The 15,743-nt window shown below is 65.9% G+C and carries 15 protein-coding genes and 1 tRNA gene; 11 read left to right on the top strand and 5 right to left on the bottom strand.

What is annotated here, in order from left to right:
• Window positions 1-12: 12 nt before the first annotated feature.
• Window positions 13-1,845, top strand: coding sequence for an ABC transporter ATP-binding protein (locus AB6730_RS07940; protein WP_371023112.1), 1,833 nt, complete (start codon window positions 13-15; stop codon window positions 1,843-1,845).
• Window positions 1,846-1,936: 91 nt separating this feature from the next.
• On the opposite strand, the gene AB6730_RS07935 is transcribed toward AB6730_RS07940, so the two are convergent.
• Window positions 1,937-2,815 carry a LysR substrate-binding domain-containing protein gene (locus AB6730_RS07935; RefSeq protein WP_371023111.1) on the bottom strand — a complete coding sequence of 293 codons (879 nt, stop codon included), beginning with the start codon at window positions 2,813-2,815 and terminating at the stop codon, window positions 1,937-1,939.
• 98 nt (window positions 2,816-2,913) lie between these two features.
• Here AB6730_RS07935 and AB6730_RS07930 point away from each other — a divergent pair, with 98 nt between their 5' ends.
• Both AB6730_RS07930 and AB6730_RS07925 read left to right on the top strand, forming a co-directional pair.
• Entirely contained in the window at window positions 2,914-3,813 is a 900-nt protein-coding gene (locus tag AB6730_RS07930) for a DMT family transporter (RefSeq protein ID WP_371023110.1), read from the top strand.
• Window positions 3,814-3,891: 78 nt separating this feature from the next.
• Entirely contained in the window at window positions 3,892-5,526 is a 1,635-nt protein-coding gene (locus AB6730_RS07925) for a serine hydrolase (RefSeq protein WP_371023109.1), read from the top strand.
• A gap of 6 nt (window positions 5,527-5,532) precedes the next feature.
• Here the strand turns inward: AB6730_RS07925 and AB6730_RS07920 are convergent, their stop codons facing one another.
• On the bottom strand, window positions 5,533-7,947 hold the full coding sequence (locus AB6730_RS07920) for a DUF3772 domain-containing protein (RefSeq protein ID WP_371023108.1): 2,415 nt from the start codon (window positions 7,945-7,947) through the stop codon (window positions 5,533-5,535).
• Window positions 7,948-8,107: 160 nt separating this feature from the next.
• Between AB6730_RS07920 and tpiA the strand changes: the two genes are divergently transcribed.
• The 4 genes from tpiA (at window position 8,108) to AB6730_RS07900 (ending at window position 10,297) form a co-directional block, all read left to right on the top strand.
• A complete protein-coding gene (gene tpiA, locus AB6730_RS07915) occupies window positions 8,108-8,857 on the top strand; it encodes a triose-phosphate isomerase (protein WP_371023107.1) in 750 nt (249 codons plus the stop codon).
• A 25-nt stretch (window positions 8,858-8,882) separates the two neighbouring features.
• Window positions 8,883-9,344, top strand: coding sequence for a preprotein translocase subunit SecG (secG, locus tag AB6730_RS07910; RefSeq protein WP_371023106.1), 462 nt, complete (start codon window positions 8,883-8,885; stop codon window positions 9,342-9,344).
• Window positions 9,345-9,379: 35 nt separating this feature from the next.
• Window positions 9,380-9,464, top strand: a tRNA-Leu gene (locus tag AB6730_RS07905).
• Window positions 9,465-9,661: 197 nt separating this feature from the next.
• Window positions 9,662-10,297 (top strand): hypothetical protein, encoded by a 636-nt coding sequence (locus AB6730_RS07900; RefSeq protein ID WP_371023105.1) that lies wholly within the window; start codon window positions 9,662-9,664, stop codon window positions 10,295-10,297.
• A gap of 74 nt (window positions 10,298-10,371) precedes the next feature.
• Here the strand turns inward: AB6730_RS07900 and AB6730_RS07895 are convergent, their stop codons facing one another.
• Entirely contained in the window at window positions 10,372-11,070 is a 699-nt protein-coding gene (locus tag AB6730_RS07895; RefSeq protein WP_371023104.1) for an SDR family NAD(P)-dependent oxidoreductase, read from the bottom strand.
• Between the two features lie 121 nt (window positions 11,071-11,191).
• Here AB6730_RS07895 and AB6730_RS07890 point away from each other — a divergent pair, with 121 nt between their 5' ends.
• Window positions 11,192-12,124 (top strand): LysR family transcriptional regulator, encoded by a 933-nt coding sequence (locus AB6730_RS07890; protein ID WP_371023103.1) that lies wholly within the window; start codon window positions 11,192-11,194, stop codon window positions 12,122-12,124.
• Between the two features lie 95 nt (window positions 12,125-12,219).
• Window positions 12,220-12,648 carry a hypothetical protein gene (locus tag AB6730_RS07885; RefSeq protein ID WP_371023102.1) on the top strand — a complete coding sequence of 143 codons (429 nt, stop codon included), beginning with the start codon at window positions 12,220-12,222 and terminating at the stop codon, window positions 12,646-12,648.
• A 14-nt stretch (window positions 12,649-12,662) separates the two neighbouring features.
• Here AB6730_RS07885 and AB6730_RS07880 read toward each other — a convergent pair whose 3' ends face one another.
• Both AB6730_RS07880 and AB6730_RS07875 read right to left on the bottom strand, forming a co-directional pair.
• A complete protein-coding gene (locus tag AB6730_RS07880; protein WP_371023101.1) occupies window positions 12,663-13,013 on the bottom strand; it encodes a UBP-type zinc finger domain-containing protein in 351 nt (116 codons plus the stop codon).
• An 81-nt stretch (window positions 13,014-13,094) separates the two neighbouring features.
• The gene (locus AB6730_RS07875) at window positions 13,095-13,370 is read right to left on the bottom strand and encodes a hypothetical protein (RefSeq protein ID WP_371023100.1); all 276 of its coding nucleotides are present in this window, start codon (window positions 13,368-13,370) and stop codon (window positions 13,095-13,097) included.
• Between the two features lie 153 nt (window positions 13,371-13,523).
• On the opposite strand from AB6730_RS07875, the gene AB6730_RS07870 reads away from it, so the two are divergent.
• Window positions 13,524-13,883 (top strand): DUF1304 domain-containing protein, encoded by a 360-nt coding sequence (locus AB6730_RS07870; protein ID WP_371023099.1) that lies wholly within the window; start codon window positions 13,524-13,526, stop codon window positions 13,881-13,883.
• A gap of 81 nt (window positions 13,884-13,964) precedes the next feature.
• Window positions 13,965-15,677: a patatin-like phospholipase family protein gene (locus AB6730_RS07865; protein WP_371023098.1), complete on the top strand. Its 1,713-nt coding sequence runs from the start codon at window positions 13,965-13,967 to the stop codon at window positions 15,675-15,677.
• Window positions 15,678-15,743 lie beyond the last annotated feature (66 nt).

The following is a 15,743-nucleotide window of genomic DNA, read 5'->3' as shown; positions in this document are numbered from 1 at the left end:
TACAATCGGTGAATGATCTTCCGCTGGTTCGAATCCCTCATCGACATCTTCCGCGAGGCGCCCGACCGCGCCCCGCCCAAGGGCGTCGTGCGCTTTTACGCCTATTACCTGCGCCAGGTGTGGAAGATATTCGCCGCCGCCCTGGTCGTGGGTTTGGCCGTGGCCTTGATCGAGGTGGCGCTGTTCGACTTCCTCGGGCGGGTGGTCGACATGGCGCAGAAGACGCCCGCGGCGGTGTTCTTCCAGACGCACTGGCGCACGCTGGCCTGGATGGGGTTCGTGGTGGTGATCTTGCGGCCGCTGACGATGGGCCTGCACGATCTCCTGGTGAACCAGACGCTCAGCCCCGGCATGACCAACATGGTTCGCTGGCAGCACCACCGCTACGTGCTCAAGCAAAGCCTGTCGTTCTTCCAGAACGACTTCGCCGGCCGCATCGCCAACCGCATCATGCAGACGGCGCCGGCGCTGCGCGAGTCCGCGGTGCAGGTGGTCGACGCCTTGTGGTACGTGAGCGTCTACGCGGGCACATCGATCTACCTGTTCGCCAAGGCCGATGTCTGGCTGGCTTTGCCGCTGGTGCTGTGGATCGCGGGATACGTCGGCATGCTGGTGTTCTTCGTCCCCAGGGTGAAGGAGCGCTCGTGGAAAGCTTCCGAAGCGCGCTCCAAGCTGATGGGCCGCATCGTCGACGGCTACAGCAACGTGATGACGCTGAAGCTCTTCGCGCACACGCACCGTGAAGAGGCGTATGCGAAGGAAGCGATGCAGGAGCAGACCGACAAGGTGCGTTCCTCCAGCCGCATGATCACGTCGATGGATGTCTCCATCACCTCGCTCAACGGGTTGTTGATCGCGGGCACGAGCCTGCTGGCGCTGTGGCTCTGGTCGCGCGGCACCGTTTCCACGGGGCAGGTGGCACTCGCCGTGGGCCTGGTGATCCGCATCAACAACATGTCCGGCTGGATCATGTGGGTCGTCAACGGCATCTTCGACAACGTGGGCACGGTGCAGGATGGCATCACCACCCTGGCCCAGGAGCGCACCGTGGTGGACCGCGACGATGCGCTTCCCCTTCGCGTGACGAAGGGTGAGGTCCGTTTCGACGACATCCATTTCCACTACGGCAAGGCCGGCGGCATCATCGGTGGCCTTGACCTGATCGTCCGTCCCGGCGAGAAGATCGGCCTGGTCGGTCCTTCCGGCGCGGGCAAGTCCACCCTGGTCAACGTGTTGCTGCGCCTGTACGACCTCGAGGATGGCCACATCTTCATCGATGGCCAGGACATCGCGAAGGTCACGCAGGAGTCGCTGCGGTCGAGCATCGGCGTGGTCACGCAGGACACGTCGCTGCTGCATCGGTCGATCCGCGACAACCTGTTGTATGGACGGCCGGATGCCAGCGACGCCGAGATGGCCGAGGCGGTGCGCCAGGCGCGGGCCGACGAATTCATTCCGGGCTTGTCCGACGGCGAGGGGCGCACCGGCTACGACGCCCATGCGGGCGAGCGGGGCGTCAAGTTGTCCGGTGGGCAGCGCCAGCGGATCGCGATCGCGCGCGTGTTGCTGAAGGACGCGCCGATCCTCGTGCTCGACGAAGCCACCTCGGCACTGGATTCCGAGGCCGAGGCGGCCATCCAGGAAAGCCTGGAGACCTTGATGCGCGGCAAGACGGTGATCGCCATCGCGCATCGTCTCTCGACCATCGCGAAGATGGACCGGCTGGTGGTGATGGAGCATGGCGCGATCGTGGAAACCGGCACGCATGCGGAGTTGATCGCGCGCGGCGGCTTGTATGCGCGGTTGTGGGCGCATCAGACGGGTGGGTTTGTCGGTGTCGAGTAGGTTCGGCTGCCGCTATCGCCGCTGAAGCGGCTCCCACACTATCGCCACTTGCGAAGAGGCAATGTGGGAGCCGCTTCAGCGGCGATGCTCTTCAGCCCCGCGGTTCCTGCGCCTCCCGCTCGATCCAGCCGATGAACGCAAGCGCCGCCGCGGACGGCGGCCTGTGCGCGGAATGCACCAGGTAGTACGCATAGCGCGTCGGCAATTCCGGCCCGGGCAAACGAACCAGGCGGTCGTCGGCAAGATGCGCGGCGGCGAGCCGTGTGCGCGCGAGCACCGCGCCCAGTCCCGCCGCCGCGGCGTTCAAGCCGTCGGCCGAATCGCTGATCGTATGCATCGTGCCGCCACGCGGATAGCGAACGCCGGCGGCGCGGAACCATTCGCGCCAGCCCTCGGGCGCGATATCGGTGAGAAGGGGCAGGCCGGCGACATCCTCGGTGGTCTGCACCCGCGACGCCAGTTCCGGCGACGCCAGTGGCTGCAACGAATCATCCATGAGGAAGCGCGAGGTCAGGCCGGGCCACTGGCCGAGGCCGTAACGGAGTCCGAGGTCGGGGCCGCCCTCGTCGAAGCGCACCAGGGAGCGGTCGGTATCGATCGACAAACGGACCGTGGGATGCGCATCGATGAATCGGCGCAGGCGGGGCGTGAGCCAGTTGGCCGCGAGCGACGGCAACACGCTCAGGCGCAGCCCGTTGTCGCGGCGATGCTGGCGCAGGCTGTCGAGCACCGATTCGACCTCGGCCAGGGCCGAGCCCGCGGCGTCGGCCAGCAAACGTCCTTCAGGGGTCAGGGCCACGCCACGCGCATGGCGCTGGAACAGGCTCACGCCGAGCGCGGTCTCCAGCTTGCGCACGTGGTGGCTCACCGCGCTGGCGGTGAGGTGCAGTTCCTCGGCCGCGTGGGCGAAGTTCTGGTGCCGGGCGGCGGAGGCGAAGGCGGCAAGGGCGGGGAGCAGGGCGGAACGCATCGTAGGGATGAATCAAATGAGAGGCTGGCTTGCAAAGGATGCGCTTGTGCGGCCTCCGGTTCCAGCGACAATAAGACTCAGCCACAAGCGAGGTTCGTATGTCCGCCGCCGATACCCCTGTCGATTCCCTCGTGCCCGCCGCCGAAAGGGACTGGCGCACGCCGGTGGAGCTCGTCGCCCTCGGCGCCATCTGGGGTGGTTCGTTCCTCTTCATGCGAGTGGCGGCCAAGGATTTCGGGCCGTTCCCCATGGTGGCGACGCGCCTGCTGTTCGGCTCGGTGATCCTGCTGCCCTTGCTGTTGCGCGCCCGCAAGACGATCCGTCCCGCCCATCTGTGGAAGATGCTGGTGCTGGGCGGGCTGAGCGCGGCCATCCCCTTCACCTTGTTCGCCTGGGGTGCCGAGCGGGCACCGGCGGGCATCGGTGCGATCGCCAACAGCATGACGGTGCTGTTCGCCGCGCTGGTGGCGTTCATCGGCTTCGGTGAAAAGATCGGCACCCGCAAGGCCATTGCGCTGTTGGCGGGCTTCGTCGGCGTGGTGATCCTCGCCAGTGGGCGCACGGCGGGGGAAAACGTCGCTCCCGCCGCGCTCGCCGGTGCCGCCGCGTCGTTCTGTTATGGCCTGGCCGCCAACCTCATCAAGAAGTACCTGTCGGATATCGCGCCCACCGCGGTCGCCGCCGGTTGCCTGCTGGGCGCGACGATCCTGATGGCGCCGCTGGGTCTGATGACCTGGCCTGATGCGCCCATTCCGGCGAAATCGTGGGTCGCGGTCATCACGCTCGGCGTGGTCTGCACGGGACTCGCCTATGCCTTCTACTTTCGCCTCATCCAGCGTATCGGCGCACCCCGTGCCGCCACGTCCACCTATCTCGTTCCCTTGTTCGGCGTGGGCTGGGCGTGGATGTTCCTGGGCGAAGCGCTCACTCCGACCATGGCGCTGGCCGGCGCGATCATCCTCGGCAGCGTGATCCTGAGCCAGAAGCGATCGGCGTGAGTCGCCGGCGGGCGAGCCCTTTCGCCGGGGCTCGCGACGTGGAATAGTCCCGGCACCTCATCCGCCACCGGACACGACATGCCGCGTCTTCGCCACCTCCTCGCCTTCGGCGTCACCAGCTTCGCCTTCGCCCTGACCGCACATGCGCAGGATGCCGCGCCGGCATCCGTCGCCGCCGGCACCGAAGCGCGGCCCGCCGCGCTGGCCGACTTCGACGCCTACGTCGACGCCACGCGCAAGCAGTTCGACGTGCCGGGCATCGCCGTGGCGATCGTCAAGGATGGCAAGGTGGTGCTGGAGATGGGCTCGGGTGTGCGCAAGCTGGGCGAACCGGCCAAGGTGGACGCGCATACGCAGTTCGCGATCGCATCGAACACCAAGGCGTTCACCGCCGCCTCGCTGGCGATCCTCGCCGACGAGCACAAGCTCGACATGAACGATCGCGTGATCGATCGCCTGCCGTGGTTCCAGATGTCCGATCCGTACGTGACGCGCGAAATGCGCGTGCGCGACCTGCTCGCCCATCGCAGCGGACTCAGCCTGGGCGCCGGCGATCTGCTGTACTGGCCGGCCACCTCGTACACCACGAAAGAGGTCGTGCAGCGCCTGCGCTACGTGCCCCTGGCCAACAGCTTCCGCGCCGGTTACGCCTACGACAACATCCTCTTCGCCGTGGCCGGGCTGGTCATCGAGCAGGTCTCGGGCAAGCCGTGGGCCGACTTCGTGCGCGAGCGCATCTTCGTGCCGTTGGGCATGACCGAGTCGCAGTCGCACGCACCGGACACCATCGGGCCGAACGACGACATCGCCACGGGCCATGCGAAGTTCGACTTCAAGGACCTGAAGCCGGTCGCATCGATGTCGTGGAGCAACAATCCCACCGCGGGCGGCATCTACACCAGCGTGCACGACTTGTCCAAGTGGATGAACATGCAACTGGCGGGTGGCAAGTACACCGACGCCTCCGGCAAGGAGCAGCGCCTCTTCAGCGAGAAGCGCCAGGCCGAGATGTGGTCGTTGATCACGCCGATCGCCATCTCCGAACCGAACGTTCCGGAACTCAAGGCGGCGAAGCCGAACTTCTCCGGCTATGGCGAGGGCTGGTTCGTCTCCGACTATCGCGGGCACAAGCTCGTCTGGCATACCGGCGGCTGGCCCGGCATGGTGTCGCGCCTGACCCTCGTGCCCGATCTCAAGCTCGGCATCGTCGTGCTGACCAACCAGGAAACCGGCGCCGCGTTCCAGGCGGTGACGATGCGCGCGCTCGATGCGTACATGGACGCACCGAAGACGGATTGGATCGCGGCATATGCGGCCAGCGTGAAGAAGATGGAAGGCAACGCCGACGACAGCATGAAGAAGCACGAAGCGGCGCGCGCGAAAGGCTCGAAACCTTCGTTGCCGCTGGACGGCTACGCCGGCACCTATCGCGATCCCTGGTACGGCGATGTCACCGTGGCGAAGCAGGGTGGCAAGCTGGTCATGACCTTCAGCAAGACCGCGCAACTCACCGGCACGCTGGAGCCGTGGCAGCACGATACCTTCATCGCCCGCTGGAACGACCGTTCGCTCAACGGCGACGCCTTCGTGAACTTCGCGCTCGATCCGGATGGCAAGGTGCGCGAAGTGCGGATGGAGCCGGTCTCGCCCCTCACCGACTTCAGCTTCGATTTCCAGGACTTGCGCCTCGCTCCGGTCGAAGCTTCCAAATAAGCGTCGTCAGCTCGCCGGGTCCGGATCGGTCGACGCCTTCGGCGCGCCCGCTCCGGTCGGGCCGAGCAGGTCGCCCACGTTGCCGCCTGAGCGCAGCACGAGGTCCTGTGGCCGCAGCAGCGGGATCTCGGCGCCGCGCAGGCGCGCGATGATGTCGAACAGCAAATCGCTCTTTACGCCGCCGACGTCGCGTGGGCTCCCCACGTAGCAGACGGCGGCGAAGGTCATCGCCGCACGGTCGATGTTGTCGAGCGTGACGGAGGCCGCGGGCGTCTCCTGCACCGACGGGTGTGCGTGCATGGCTTCCAGCATGTGCTCGCGTACGTCCACCGGATCGCTGTCGAGCGGCATGGGCAGCTTGATCAGCACGCGGCCCTGCGGGTTGGCCATCGTCATGTTGCGCACGGGCTTGGTGATGAACGACGAGTTCGGCACGATGATGGTCGAGCGGTCGGCCACCTGGATCTCGGTGGCACGCACGTTGATGCGGCGGATATCGCCTTCCGCATCGTCCAGCACCACCCAGTCGCCGACCTTCACCGGCCGCTCCGCGAGCAGGATCAGGCCAGAGATGAAGTTCTGCACGATCGCCTGCAGGCCGAAACCGATACCCACCGAGAGCGCCGACGCCACCCAGGTCACGTTCTGCACCGAGAGGCCCATCGCCAGCAGGGCGATCGCCACCACGATGACGATGCCGACATAACCGAGGAGGGTGGTGAGCGAACTGCGCATGCCCGGGTCGAGGTTCGTCCTGGGCAGGTATTGCTCCGACATCCAGTTCTTGACCACACGCACGGCCAGCAGGCCGAGGAAGAACAGCGCGATCGAGGTGAGGATCTGGCTCGGTTTCAGCTCGACGTCGTAGATCTTCAGCGACTGCAGCTTGCTGCCGAGCGTGAGGAGATCCGTCGCGCCGGTGCCGAAACCGGACATCACGGCGGTGATGCCGAACAGGAAAAGGCCCAGGCGGACCACGCCCGACAGGAGTACGCCGGCCTGGTCGAGCAACTTCGGGTGGGTGCCGAAGATGGCCTGCGCGCGGGCGCTCATCGGGCCTTTTTCGGAGAGCAGCGTCTCGAACAGATCGTCGACCAGGCGCATGGCGAGATAGGTCGCGGCGATCACGATCGCCGTCCAGACCACCTGGCCCGCCATGAAGGAGGCGAACGAGATGAAGCCGGTCAGCAGGGCGATCCACGAGGAGACGATCGCGATCCATGCCGCCGCGATGAGCACGCTGGCCCAGATCGGCCGGGGCGTGGGCGGCGTGCCGTCTTCGTCATGGTGATGCGTGCGTCCCAGTCGCAGCAACGCCAGCGCGCTGAGCGCGGTGAAGACGATTGCCTGCAAGCTGCTGGTGAGCACCGTGGCGGCGAGGCTGGTACCGATGGTGTGATTCAGCTGCTTGAGGAAGTAGAACAGCACCACCGCCAGCGAGATCAGCATCGGGAAGCGGCGCAGGTCGATGGCTGTCTGGTCGGGAATGGCCGGCAAACGCCACGACGGCCGTTTCGCCGAGATCAGCGACCTGCCGAGGCCGGCGATGAAGGCGCCGAAGAAGACGAGTTGCACGATCGTGCGCGCGATCTCGTCGGTTTCCTGGCTGAAGGTGTCGTTCCAGTTCAGGCCGAGGTAAAGCAGTTGCGTGCCCAGGCCGGTGGTGAGCGTGGAGGTGAGGGCGATGCCGAGGATCAACGCCGAGCGGCGCAGTCTTCCGGGCGGCATGCGGTTGGCGGTGAGGTGGCGAACGCGATGTTCGATGTAGAAGCGCACGCCGGTCATCAGCAGCAGGCCGAGCAGGGCGCAGGTGATCAGGGCCGTACGGTTGCCGACGTTCCAGCTGGCGGCGACATCGGTCCTGACCGTGCCGGCGAAGTCGCCGAGGTTGGCGGAGTCACGCGGGAAGGCCGCCGCTGGTTCCGACCAGAACGGTCGCGACAGCGGGGAGTTCGTGCGTTGCGAAATGAGTTCCTGGAAGCGGATGCGGCGCAGGTCGGAGAGTTGGTTCGCCGTCTGTTGGGCTTCGAGCGCGATGCCGTCGGCCTGCTTGACCTGTGCATCCACGGCGTCGAAGGTCTTCTGCGCGTCCTTGCGGGTGGCGGCCAGTTCGGGCGCTTCCTTGGTACCCGCGGCGGGCGGCGGGCCCAGTTGGTCCAGCCGCGCCTTCGCCGCGTCCCGGTTCTGTTGCAGCGAGGAGGACAGCTTCTGTGCGTCACCGGCGACGTCGCCGGACTTGCCGCGCAGGTCGTCGATGATCGTGTTGGTGATCTTGTCGTCCTTCATGGCCTTCTCGATCTGGTCGAGGCGGCCACGCAGGTCGTCGATCTGCTGCGGCGTGTCGGGGCCGTCCGCCTGCGCGAAGGCGCCGCCGGAACCGGCGAGGAGGAAGGCGATGAAGAGGATTCTCAGGGTACGCATGAAGGGATCATCGGAGCCGGTGTCGACCAGGTCAAATGCCCGATGCATGCGTTACCCTCGGTGAACGGCGCGTGCGGCGCCCTCCATGCGGCAATGCAGCTTTGCCGTGGGAGGTGCCGCCGTTATCCTGCCGCCCCTTTCTCCACGCCTGGAATGCCCCATGCGCAAGAAGCTGGTCGCCGGAAACTGGAAGATGCACGGCTCCCGCGCCATGGCCGACGCCCTGGTCAGGGAGATCGTCGAGAACCGGCCGGACGGCGTGGATGTCGTCGTCTTCCCGCCCGATGTGTACCTGGACGGCCTGACGCGCGAGTACGGCGACCGCGGCCTGGGCTTCGGCGCGCAGGACCTTTCCGAGCACCACGTGCAGGGTGCCTATACCGGTGAGATAGCGGGCGAGATGTTGCGCGACGTCGGTGCCCGCTGGGTCCTGGTGGGTCATTCCGAGCGGCGCCAGTACCAGCACGAAAGCGACGCGTTGCTGGCGAAGAAGTTCGAGGCGGCATGCAGGGCCGGGCTCACGCCGATCCTCTGCGTGGGCGAGACCCGTGAAGAGCACGAGGAGGGCAGGGCCGAGGAGGTGATCGGCCGCCAGCTGGCCGCGGTGCTGGAGCACAACGGCATCGGCGCGTTTCGCGACGCCGTGATCGCCTATGAACCGGTCTGGGCCATCGGCACGGGGCTGACGGCGACCCCGGCGAAGGTGCAAAAAATTCATGCCTTCATCCGTAGCCAACTGGCAAAAAAGGATGCTAATATCTCGCTCCTGACCCGGGTGCTTTACGGCGGAAGCGTCAAGCCGGCCAATGCGGCCGAACTTTTCGCCCAACCGGACGTGGACGGGGGACTCATCGGTGGCGCCGCCCTGGTGGCTCCCGATTTCCTGGATATATGCGCCGCGGCGCGATAATCGCGACACGGCAAACCAAGAAGACATGTTCATTCTCTTCAGCGTTTTCTATATCCTGATCGCCGCGGCGATGATCGTGCTGATTCTCATGCAGCGCGGTGCCGGCGCGGAGGCAGGTTCCGGCTTCGGTGGCGGTGCTTCCGCCACGGTGTTCGGTGCGCGTGGCTCGTCGAGCTTCATGACCCGCGCCACGGCCGTCCTCGCAGCCCTGTTTTTCTTGCTCAGCCTCGGCATGGGCATCTACCTCGGTCGCTCGGGTAACCCCCAGCCGGCCGCGGATCTTGGTGTGATGTCCGGCGCCACCACGCCGGCCGCTCCCGCCAACAACGCTCCGGTGACCCCGGCCGCGTCGGACGTGCCCCGCGCACCCGCCGCAGCCAACGGTGACACCCCGGCCGCCACGGCGCCGGCTCCGGCAGCGAACAACGATGTTCCGGCCCCGAAGCAGGAAGCCACCAAGGCTCCCGCCGAACCGGCCAAGAAGTAAAAGCAGCGATACAAGCGACACGCTGTAAAAGTTATGCCCAGGTGGCGGAATTGGTAGACGCACTACCTTGAGGTGGTAGCGGCTTAGGCTGTGGGGGTTCGAGTCCCCCCTTGGGCACCAACAACGGTTTCAGCGGGGATCACTCCGTATCGAAACCACAGAGAAACCCGCCATCCGGCGGGTTTTTTTGTGCCCGCCACCTTTGGCACATGGCGAACAGGACACTTCGTGACAGCTTCTCCCTGCCTCTCGCGGTTGATTGCCATCCGGCTCCAGGACGGCGAGATGGAACGCATCCTTTCGACATGGAGACAGGTATGTTCGGTCAACGATTTCTTGTGATCTATTCAGGCGTACTCACGGCGGTTTTTGCGGTGTCGATGCTGTCAGGTTTTACGAAAATCTCTGCTACGTCGTTCGATGAAATCAATGTGCAGCGGATCAACGTGCGCGAGGCTGACGGCACGGTTCGGATGATCATCACGAACGGCGCCCGGATGCCAGGGGTGATCGTCAAGGGCAAAGAACAGCCTAAGGTGGATCGACCACAGGCTGGAATGATCTTCTACAACGACGAAGGCTCGGAAAACGGCGGGCTTATCTTTGGCGGGAAGCGGCTCGCCAACGGAGACGTCGTGGATGCCGGAGGAAGCCTGTCGTTCGATCGCTATAACGCGAATGAAGTCGTGAAGCTCATTGGTGTCAACGACAAGAGCGCTAGCTTCGCGGGGCTGGCTATCTCGGACAGCCAGGAAAACGGTCCGAACCATCGCCGGATATGGGTGGGTCGGTCTGATGACGGGTCGGCATCGCTGTCCTTGATGGATGCTGCGGGGCACGAACGAATTCAATTGTCCGTGCCTGCCACCGGCACGCCCCAGATCGCGTTTCTCGACGAACATGGCAAGACCGTAAAGACCTTGAGTGGCGATAGCGGTTCCGGTCAGCGCTGACGAAGGCGAGAGAGCAGGGCCCAGGAGCTTCGGTCCTGGGCTCTGTCATTTCGGGGCCTGCTCTCTGGTATCGGCTACCAGGGCACGGTCCGGCCGAGATAATCCAGATAGTGGAGTCCACCACGCCCTTCATGGGCCTCCATCGTATCGAGCAGGTTCGGAATACTCTCCTCGATGCTCAAGCGGGCGTCGGGACCACCCATGTCCGTCCGCACCCAACCCGGCGCCATGAGAAGCAAGGTGCGTGGATCGCCGGCGTGCCGTGCAGCGAAGCTGCGCATGAACATGTTGAGCGCGGCCTTGCTGCCGCGATAGACCTCGTGGTTGCCGTTGGTGTTATTGGTGAGGCTGCCCTGACCGGACGACATCACGCCGATGGTTCCTTCCGGACGCACCAGATCCTGGAACGTCTCGACCACTCGCATCGGGCTCAAGGAGTTCGTCACCATCACGCGGACGAATTCCTCCGTGGAGACATCGGCGATGGTTTCACGGTGATCGTTCGTGACACCGGCATTCACGAAAAGTACGTCCAGTGTCCGATCCGACAGGCGGTCTCGAAGGGCCGCGACCTGCTCCGGAAGGGTGATGTCGACGACTTCCACGTCGAGCACCTCGGGGTAGGAAGCCATGAGTTGTCGGAGGCGCTCCGTCGAGCCGGCTCGCCCCGTGGCGATCACCTTCCAGCCACGGCGCAGAAATTCTTCGGTCATGGCGAACCCGAGGCCACGGGATGCGCCGATAAGCAGAACGGTTTTGGGGGAGGATTTCATCGATCGATCCTGAAGGGCGGTCCGCTTACGATAGGGACGAACCGGACAGGCGGAAGGCGCGCGGTCCGCAGGTATTCATTGCGTCAAACGCCTTGTCGCGCCTGCTGCCTTAGGATGAGCCATGACCGAGCCAGACCTGAACCTGCTGATCGCGCTCGACGCGCTGCTTGCCGAAGGGAGCGTGGCGAAGGCGTCGCGACGCCTGGGATTGAGCGACTCGGCCATGAGCCGGACCCTTGCCCGCTTGCGTGCCGTCACCAACGATCCGCTGCTCGTCCGGGCAGGGCGGGGCATGGTGCTGACGCCTTATGCGGAAGCGCTTCGCGGACGCACACGGGACCTCGTCCATGAGGCCCTCGCCCTGCTTCGGCCGGCGGTCAACGAAACCGATGTCACGAGCTTGCATCGCACGTTCACGATCCGGGCGAACGACGGTTTCGTGGAAGCATTCGGAGCCGTGCTCATCGCCGAAGCGGCAAGGGAAGCGCCACGCGTGTCCCTGCGCTTCGCACCGAAGGCCGAGAAAACATCGACGTACCTGCGCGAAGGGCTCGCCGATCTAGAGATCGGTGTCGTCGCCGACATGGGCCCGGAGGTGCGCGTGCAGGCGCTGTTTCGCGATCGTTTCGTGGGCGTGGTCAGGAGGGGACATCCGCTGGCCGCGAAGAAGAGCGTGACACCCGAGCACTACGTCGCGTTCGGCCATGTCGTCGCATCGCGCACGGGGCGTACGGCTGGCCCGGTGGACGACGCGCTCGGGTCGCTCGGCATGGACCGGCATATCGCCGCGGTGCTGCCGAGTTTCCCGGCCGTGCTGGCCGTGGTACGGACCTCGGATCTCGTCGGTCTCGTGCCCGCCTCCTTCGTCGGGGCGATATCGCGTCTCGAAGGAAACGCCGGACCGCGTGCGATCCATGCCTTCGAACTTCCCGTGAAAACGCCCGGCATGACAGTCTCGCTGATGTGGCATCCGCGTCTGGATCGGGACGCCGCGCATCGCTGGCTACGGAAGCTGGTGCTGACCGCTTGCCGCGGCGGCGACATGCCGATGTGAAACCGTGGTACCTCTCGGTCGCCTTTCTCCTCCATCTGACTTACGATCCTCCTTCCGCTGCCGCAGGCGGCATGCGAATCGATCGGGGAGTGGTCATGGCTGTGACGCAGGACCAACTGGAGAAGCTGTTCGGTTTCGCCGTGGAATTCGCCCAGGACATGCTGCAGAAGAACGGCGAGTTCTACCCGTTCGGCGCGACGCTGGGATTGGACGGCCAGATCGCCGCGGAGGGTGGCTACGACGGGGATGACGATCATCCCAGTACGCAGGACGTCTATGTGGCCGTGTCCGACCGCCTGGCCGCCGCCGGTGCCGACGGTCGCATCCACGCCGCCGCCCTGGTGGCGAACGCGACCGTGCCGGACGCACTGGAGGCACCCACGCGCGATGCGATCCGCGTGCGCCTGGAAGCGGAAGGCTTCGCGCGCTTCATCTATGTGCCTTACGAGCCGTCGTCGGAGCAGGCGATCCGACTGCACGATCCGGTGCTGGTCGACATCGATCCGGCCTTCTTTCCCGCCTGACGGCGGGTTCCTCGTCAGACCAGCAGGCGCTGCCAGCGCGGAGGCACGCGTCCCTCGGGGCCGGGCACCGGCTGGTCGATCGGATGGCTATGCGGCGGTGCCAGTGCCGGGCCTTCGAACATGTCGTCGTTACGGTAGTCGTAGAACCAATCCTCGCCCGGCTCGAAGCTCTGGATGATCGGGTGGCCCGTTTCCTGGGCGTGCTTGCTGGCGTGCTTGTTGAGCGAGTCGTCGCAACACCCGATGTGTCCGCACTGGGCGCAGCGGCGCAGGTGGAACCACCAGCTGCCGGCCTCTTCGCATTCGACACAGCCGGTGCCGCTGGGCCGCGCCTTCGGGTCGATTCCGTCATTCTCGATCGTCATGGGTCGTGCTCCGCGGATTTCGCGTCGATCCTACCCCGGCGGCGAGGTCGTCCGCTTGTCCGCGCATGCCGTCACGAATGTTCAGAGGAGGTGGCCGGCCCTGCGCATCGCCGCGTCCTGCATGCGGTCCACCGACGTGGCCAGGGATCGGAGGGCGATCCGCAGTTCCATCGCGTTCGGACAGCCGCAGGCCAGCAGGGATTCGATGCGCTCGGCCGCATCGGCCACGCTCAGGTGCTCGTGCTGCAAGGCATGGCGGGCCACGTGGTTGGCGCGGAACTGGGCTTCGTCGTAATCGTGGTGCAGCAGGGCCTGGAGCAGCCCGAGGGCCTCCAGAGATATCTCCTGGGCTGCCATGACATAACGCATCCGGCGATTAAGGCCGAATCGCGCGTCCGGCTGCAATCCGCCATCTGGCCTACTAAAGGAATACGCGAAACGTCCGAGGGAGCGCGACAGCCGCATTAACGGCTATCCTGCGCGGCATACCCATCGACGCAGGACCAGCGCATGACCCTCGCCGCCACCGTGCTGACCGTGCTGGTACTCCTGATCCACGTGTACATCGTGGTCCTCGAGATGATCCTGTGGCGCAGCCGTGGGCCGAAGGTCTTCGGGATCACCGAGCAATTCGCCCGTGACAGCGCCGCGCTGGCCTCCAACCAGGGCCTGTACAACGGATTCCTGGTGGTGGCGCTGCTGCTCGGCCTGAGCCTGCGCGAACCCTTCGCCACGGCCTTCCTGTTCTACGGCCTGGGTTGCGTGGTGGTGGCCGGCGTGTGGGGCGGGCTGACCGCCAGCCGACGCATCCTCTACGTGCAGGCGTTGCCCGCCGCCCTCGCGCTGGCAGCGCAATGGCTCGCCCGCTGATACGCCGAAACGTGGCGACGATCGGGGTTTGAGCGAGGGCGTTCGCGGATAATCCCGCTGGACCTACCGACGGGAGCGGGCATGCCCGACACCGATCTTCCCCTCGCGCACCCGGACATCACGCCACCGCCGCGCGAGCGCACGTTCGAACTCGGCCTCGCCCTGGCCGGAGCGGTCTCCGGAGGAGCCTACGCCGCCGGGGTGCTCGACTTCCTGTACGAGGCGCTGGACCGCTGGTATGCGGCGAAGGATGTCGGCCTGCCCGTGCCGGACCACGACGTGTTGCTGCGCGTGGTTTCCGGGGCATCGGCGGGCAGCATCAACGGCGTGATCTCGGCGGTGGCGCTGCCTTACGCTTTTCCTCATGTGCACGCCTCGGAAGGCGACGCGGCCGTGGCCAATCCCTTCTACGACGCCTGGGTGAAGCGGGTGGACATCCGCCACTTCCTCGGCACGAACGATCTCGCGGACAAGGACCTGCCGATCGCCTCGTTGCTGGATACGCATTGCCTGGACGAGATCGCCGCGAATGCGCTGCGCTTCCAGGGTGAGCCGCGCGCGCGCCGGTACATCGCGAATCCGCTGAAGTTCGTCTTCACGGTCACCAACCTGCGCGGCGTGCCCTATGCGGTGCCCTTCGCCGGCAATGGCGCGCAGGCGGGCCACGGCATGGTGGCGCATGAGGACTACCTGAGATTTTCCGTCGACACGGGGCAGGGTATCTACGACCGGGCCTGGCAATACCCCGACGATCTCTACGTGGCGCACCCCAAGCATCTTCCCGACCGGGGCTGGAACGCCTTGATGACCGCCGCGCTCGCCTCCGCGGCGTTCCCCGGCGGCTTGCGCCACCGGGAGGTGGAGCGGCGCTGGAGCGATTACCTGCAACGCAGCGTCGTGATTCCCGACGAGCACGGAATGTCGCGCGTGGTGGCCATCGAACCCAAGCGCGACGTGCTCGACCGGGGCTCCGCCACCTACCGCTTCGTGGGTGTCGATGGCGGCGCGATGGACAACGAACCGTTCGAACTGGCCAGGACCGAGCTGGCGGGCATGCTCGGACGCAATCCGCGCAGGGGCGACCAGGTGAACCGTATCGTGCTGATGGTGGACCCGTTCCCCGAACCGGACGACCTCGGCCCCGAATACGCCGCGCCGCTCAACGTCGTCGGCGCGCTCGCCGCCCTGTTCGCATCCTGGAAGCAGCAGGCACGGTTCAAGCCCCGGGAAATCGCCCTGGCGATGGACGACGCCGTCTACAGCCGCTTCCTCATCGCGCCGACCCGTTCCTCGGCGGACGGCTCGGTGCGCTGGCTGGGCGGACGCGCGGTGGCGGCGGGAGCGCTGGGAGGATTCTCCGGATTCTTCGCCGAGGCCTATCGCCGCCACGACTTCCTGCTCGGCCGGCGCAACGCGCAACGCTTCCTCGCCGAGCATTTCCTGGTCCCCGCCAACAATCCCATCGTCGCCTCGTGGACGGCCGATCCCGCCATGGCCGGTTACCTGCGGGTGCGCGATGGCGTCCTCCATGCGCCCGTCATTCCGCTGGTCGCGGAGTGCGATCCGGCCCGGCGCGAGGACTGCCTGCCGGACTGGCCCAAGGGTGCATTCGATCCCGCGACCCTCATGCCGGCGATAGGCAAGCGCATGGACGCGCTCTATGCCGTCGCCACCGACAAGTGGAAGGACAAGCTGCTGACCTGGCTGGCTTGGCATACCTATGCCCGTTGGAAGCTGCTCGCCCTGGCCTCGCGTCGCCTGGTGGATGCCTTGCGCAAACACGACCTGTGGTGAGGAAATTTTGCCGAAATCGTGCGCTTGAATCGTGACAAAAATGCATGCCTCCACTTCCGTGAAGAC

It is taken from the genome of Luteibacter sp. RCC_6_2, assembly GCF_041360655.1.
Taxonomy (GTDB): Bacteria; Pseudomonadota; Gammaproteobacteria; order Xanthomonadales; family Rhodanobacteraceae; genus Luteibacter.
The sequence above is the reverse complement of the archived record's forward strand: the minus strand, read 5'-3'. Positions and strand labels throughout refer to the sequence as shown.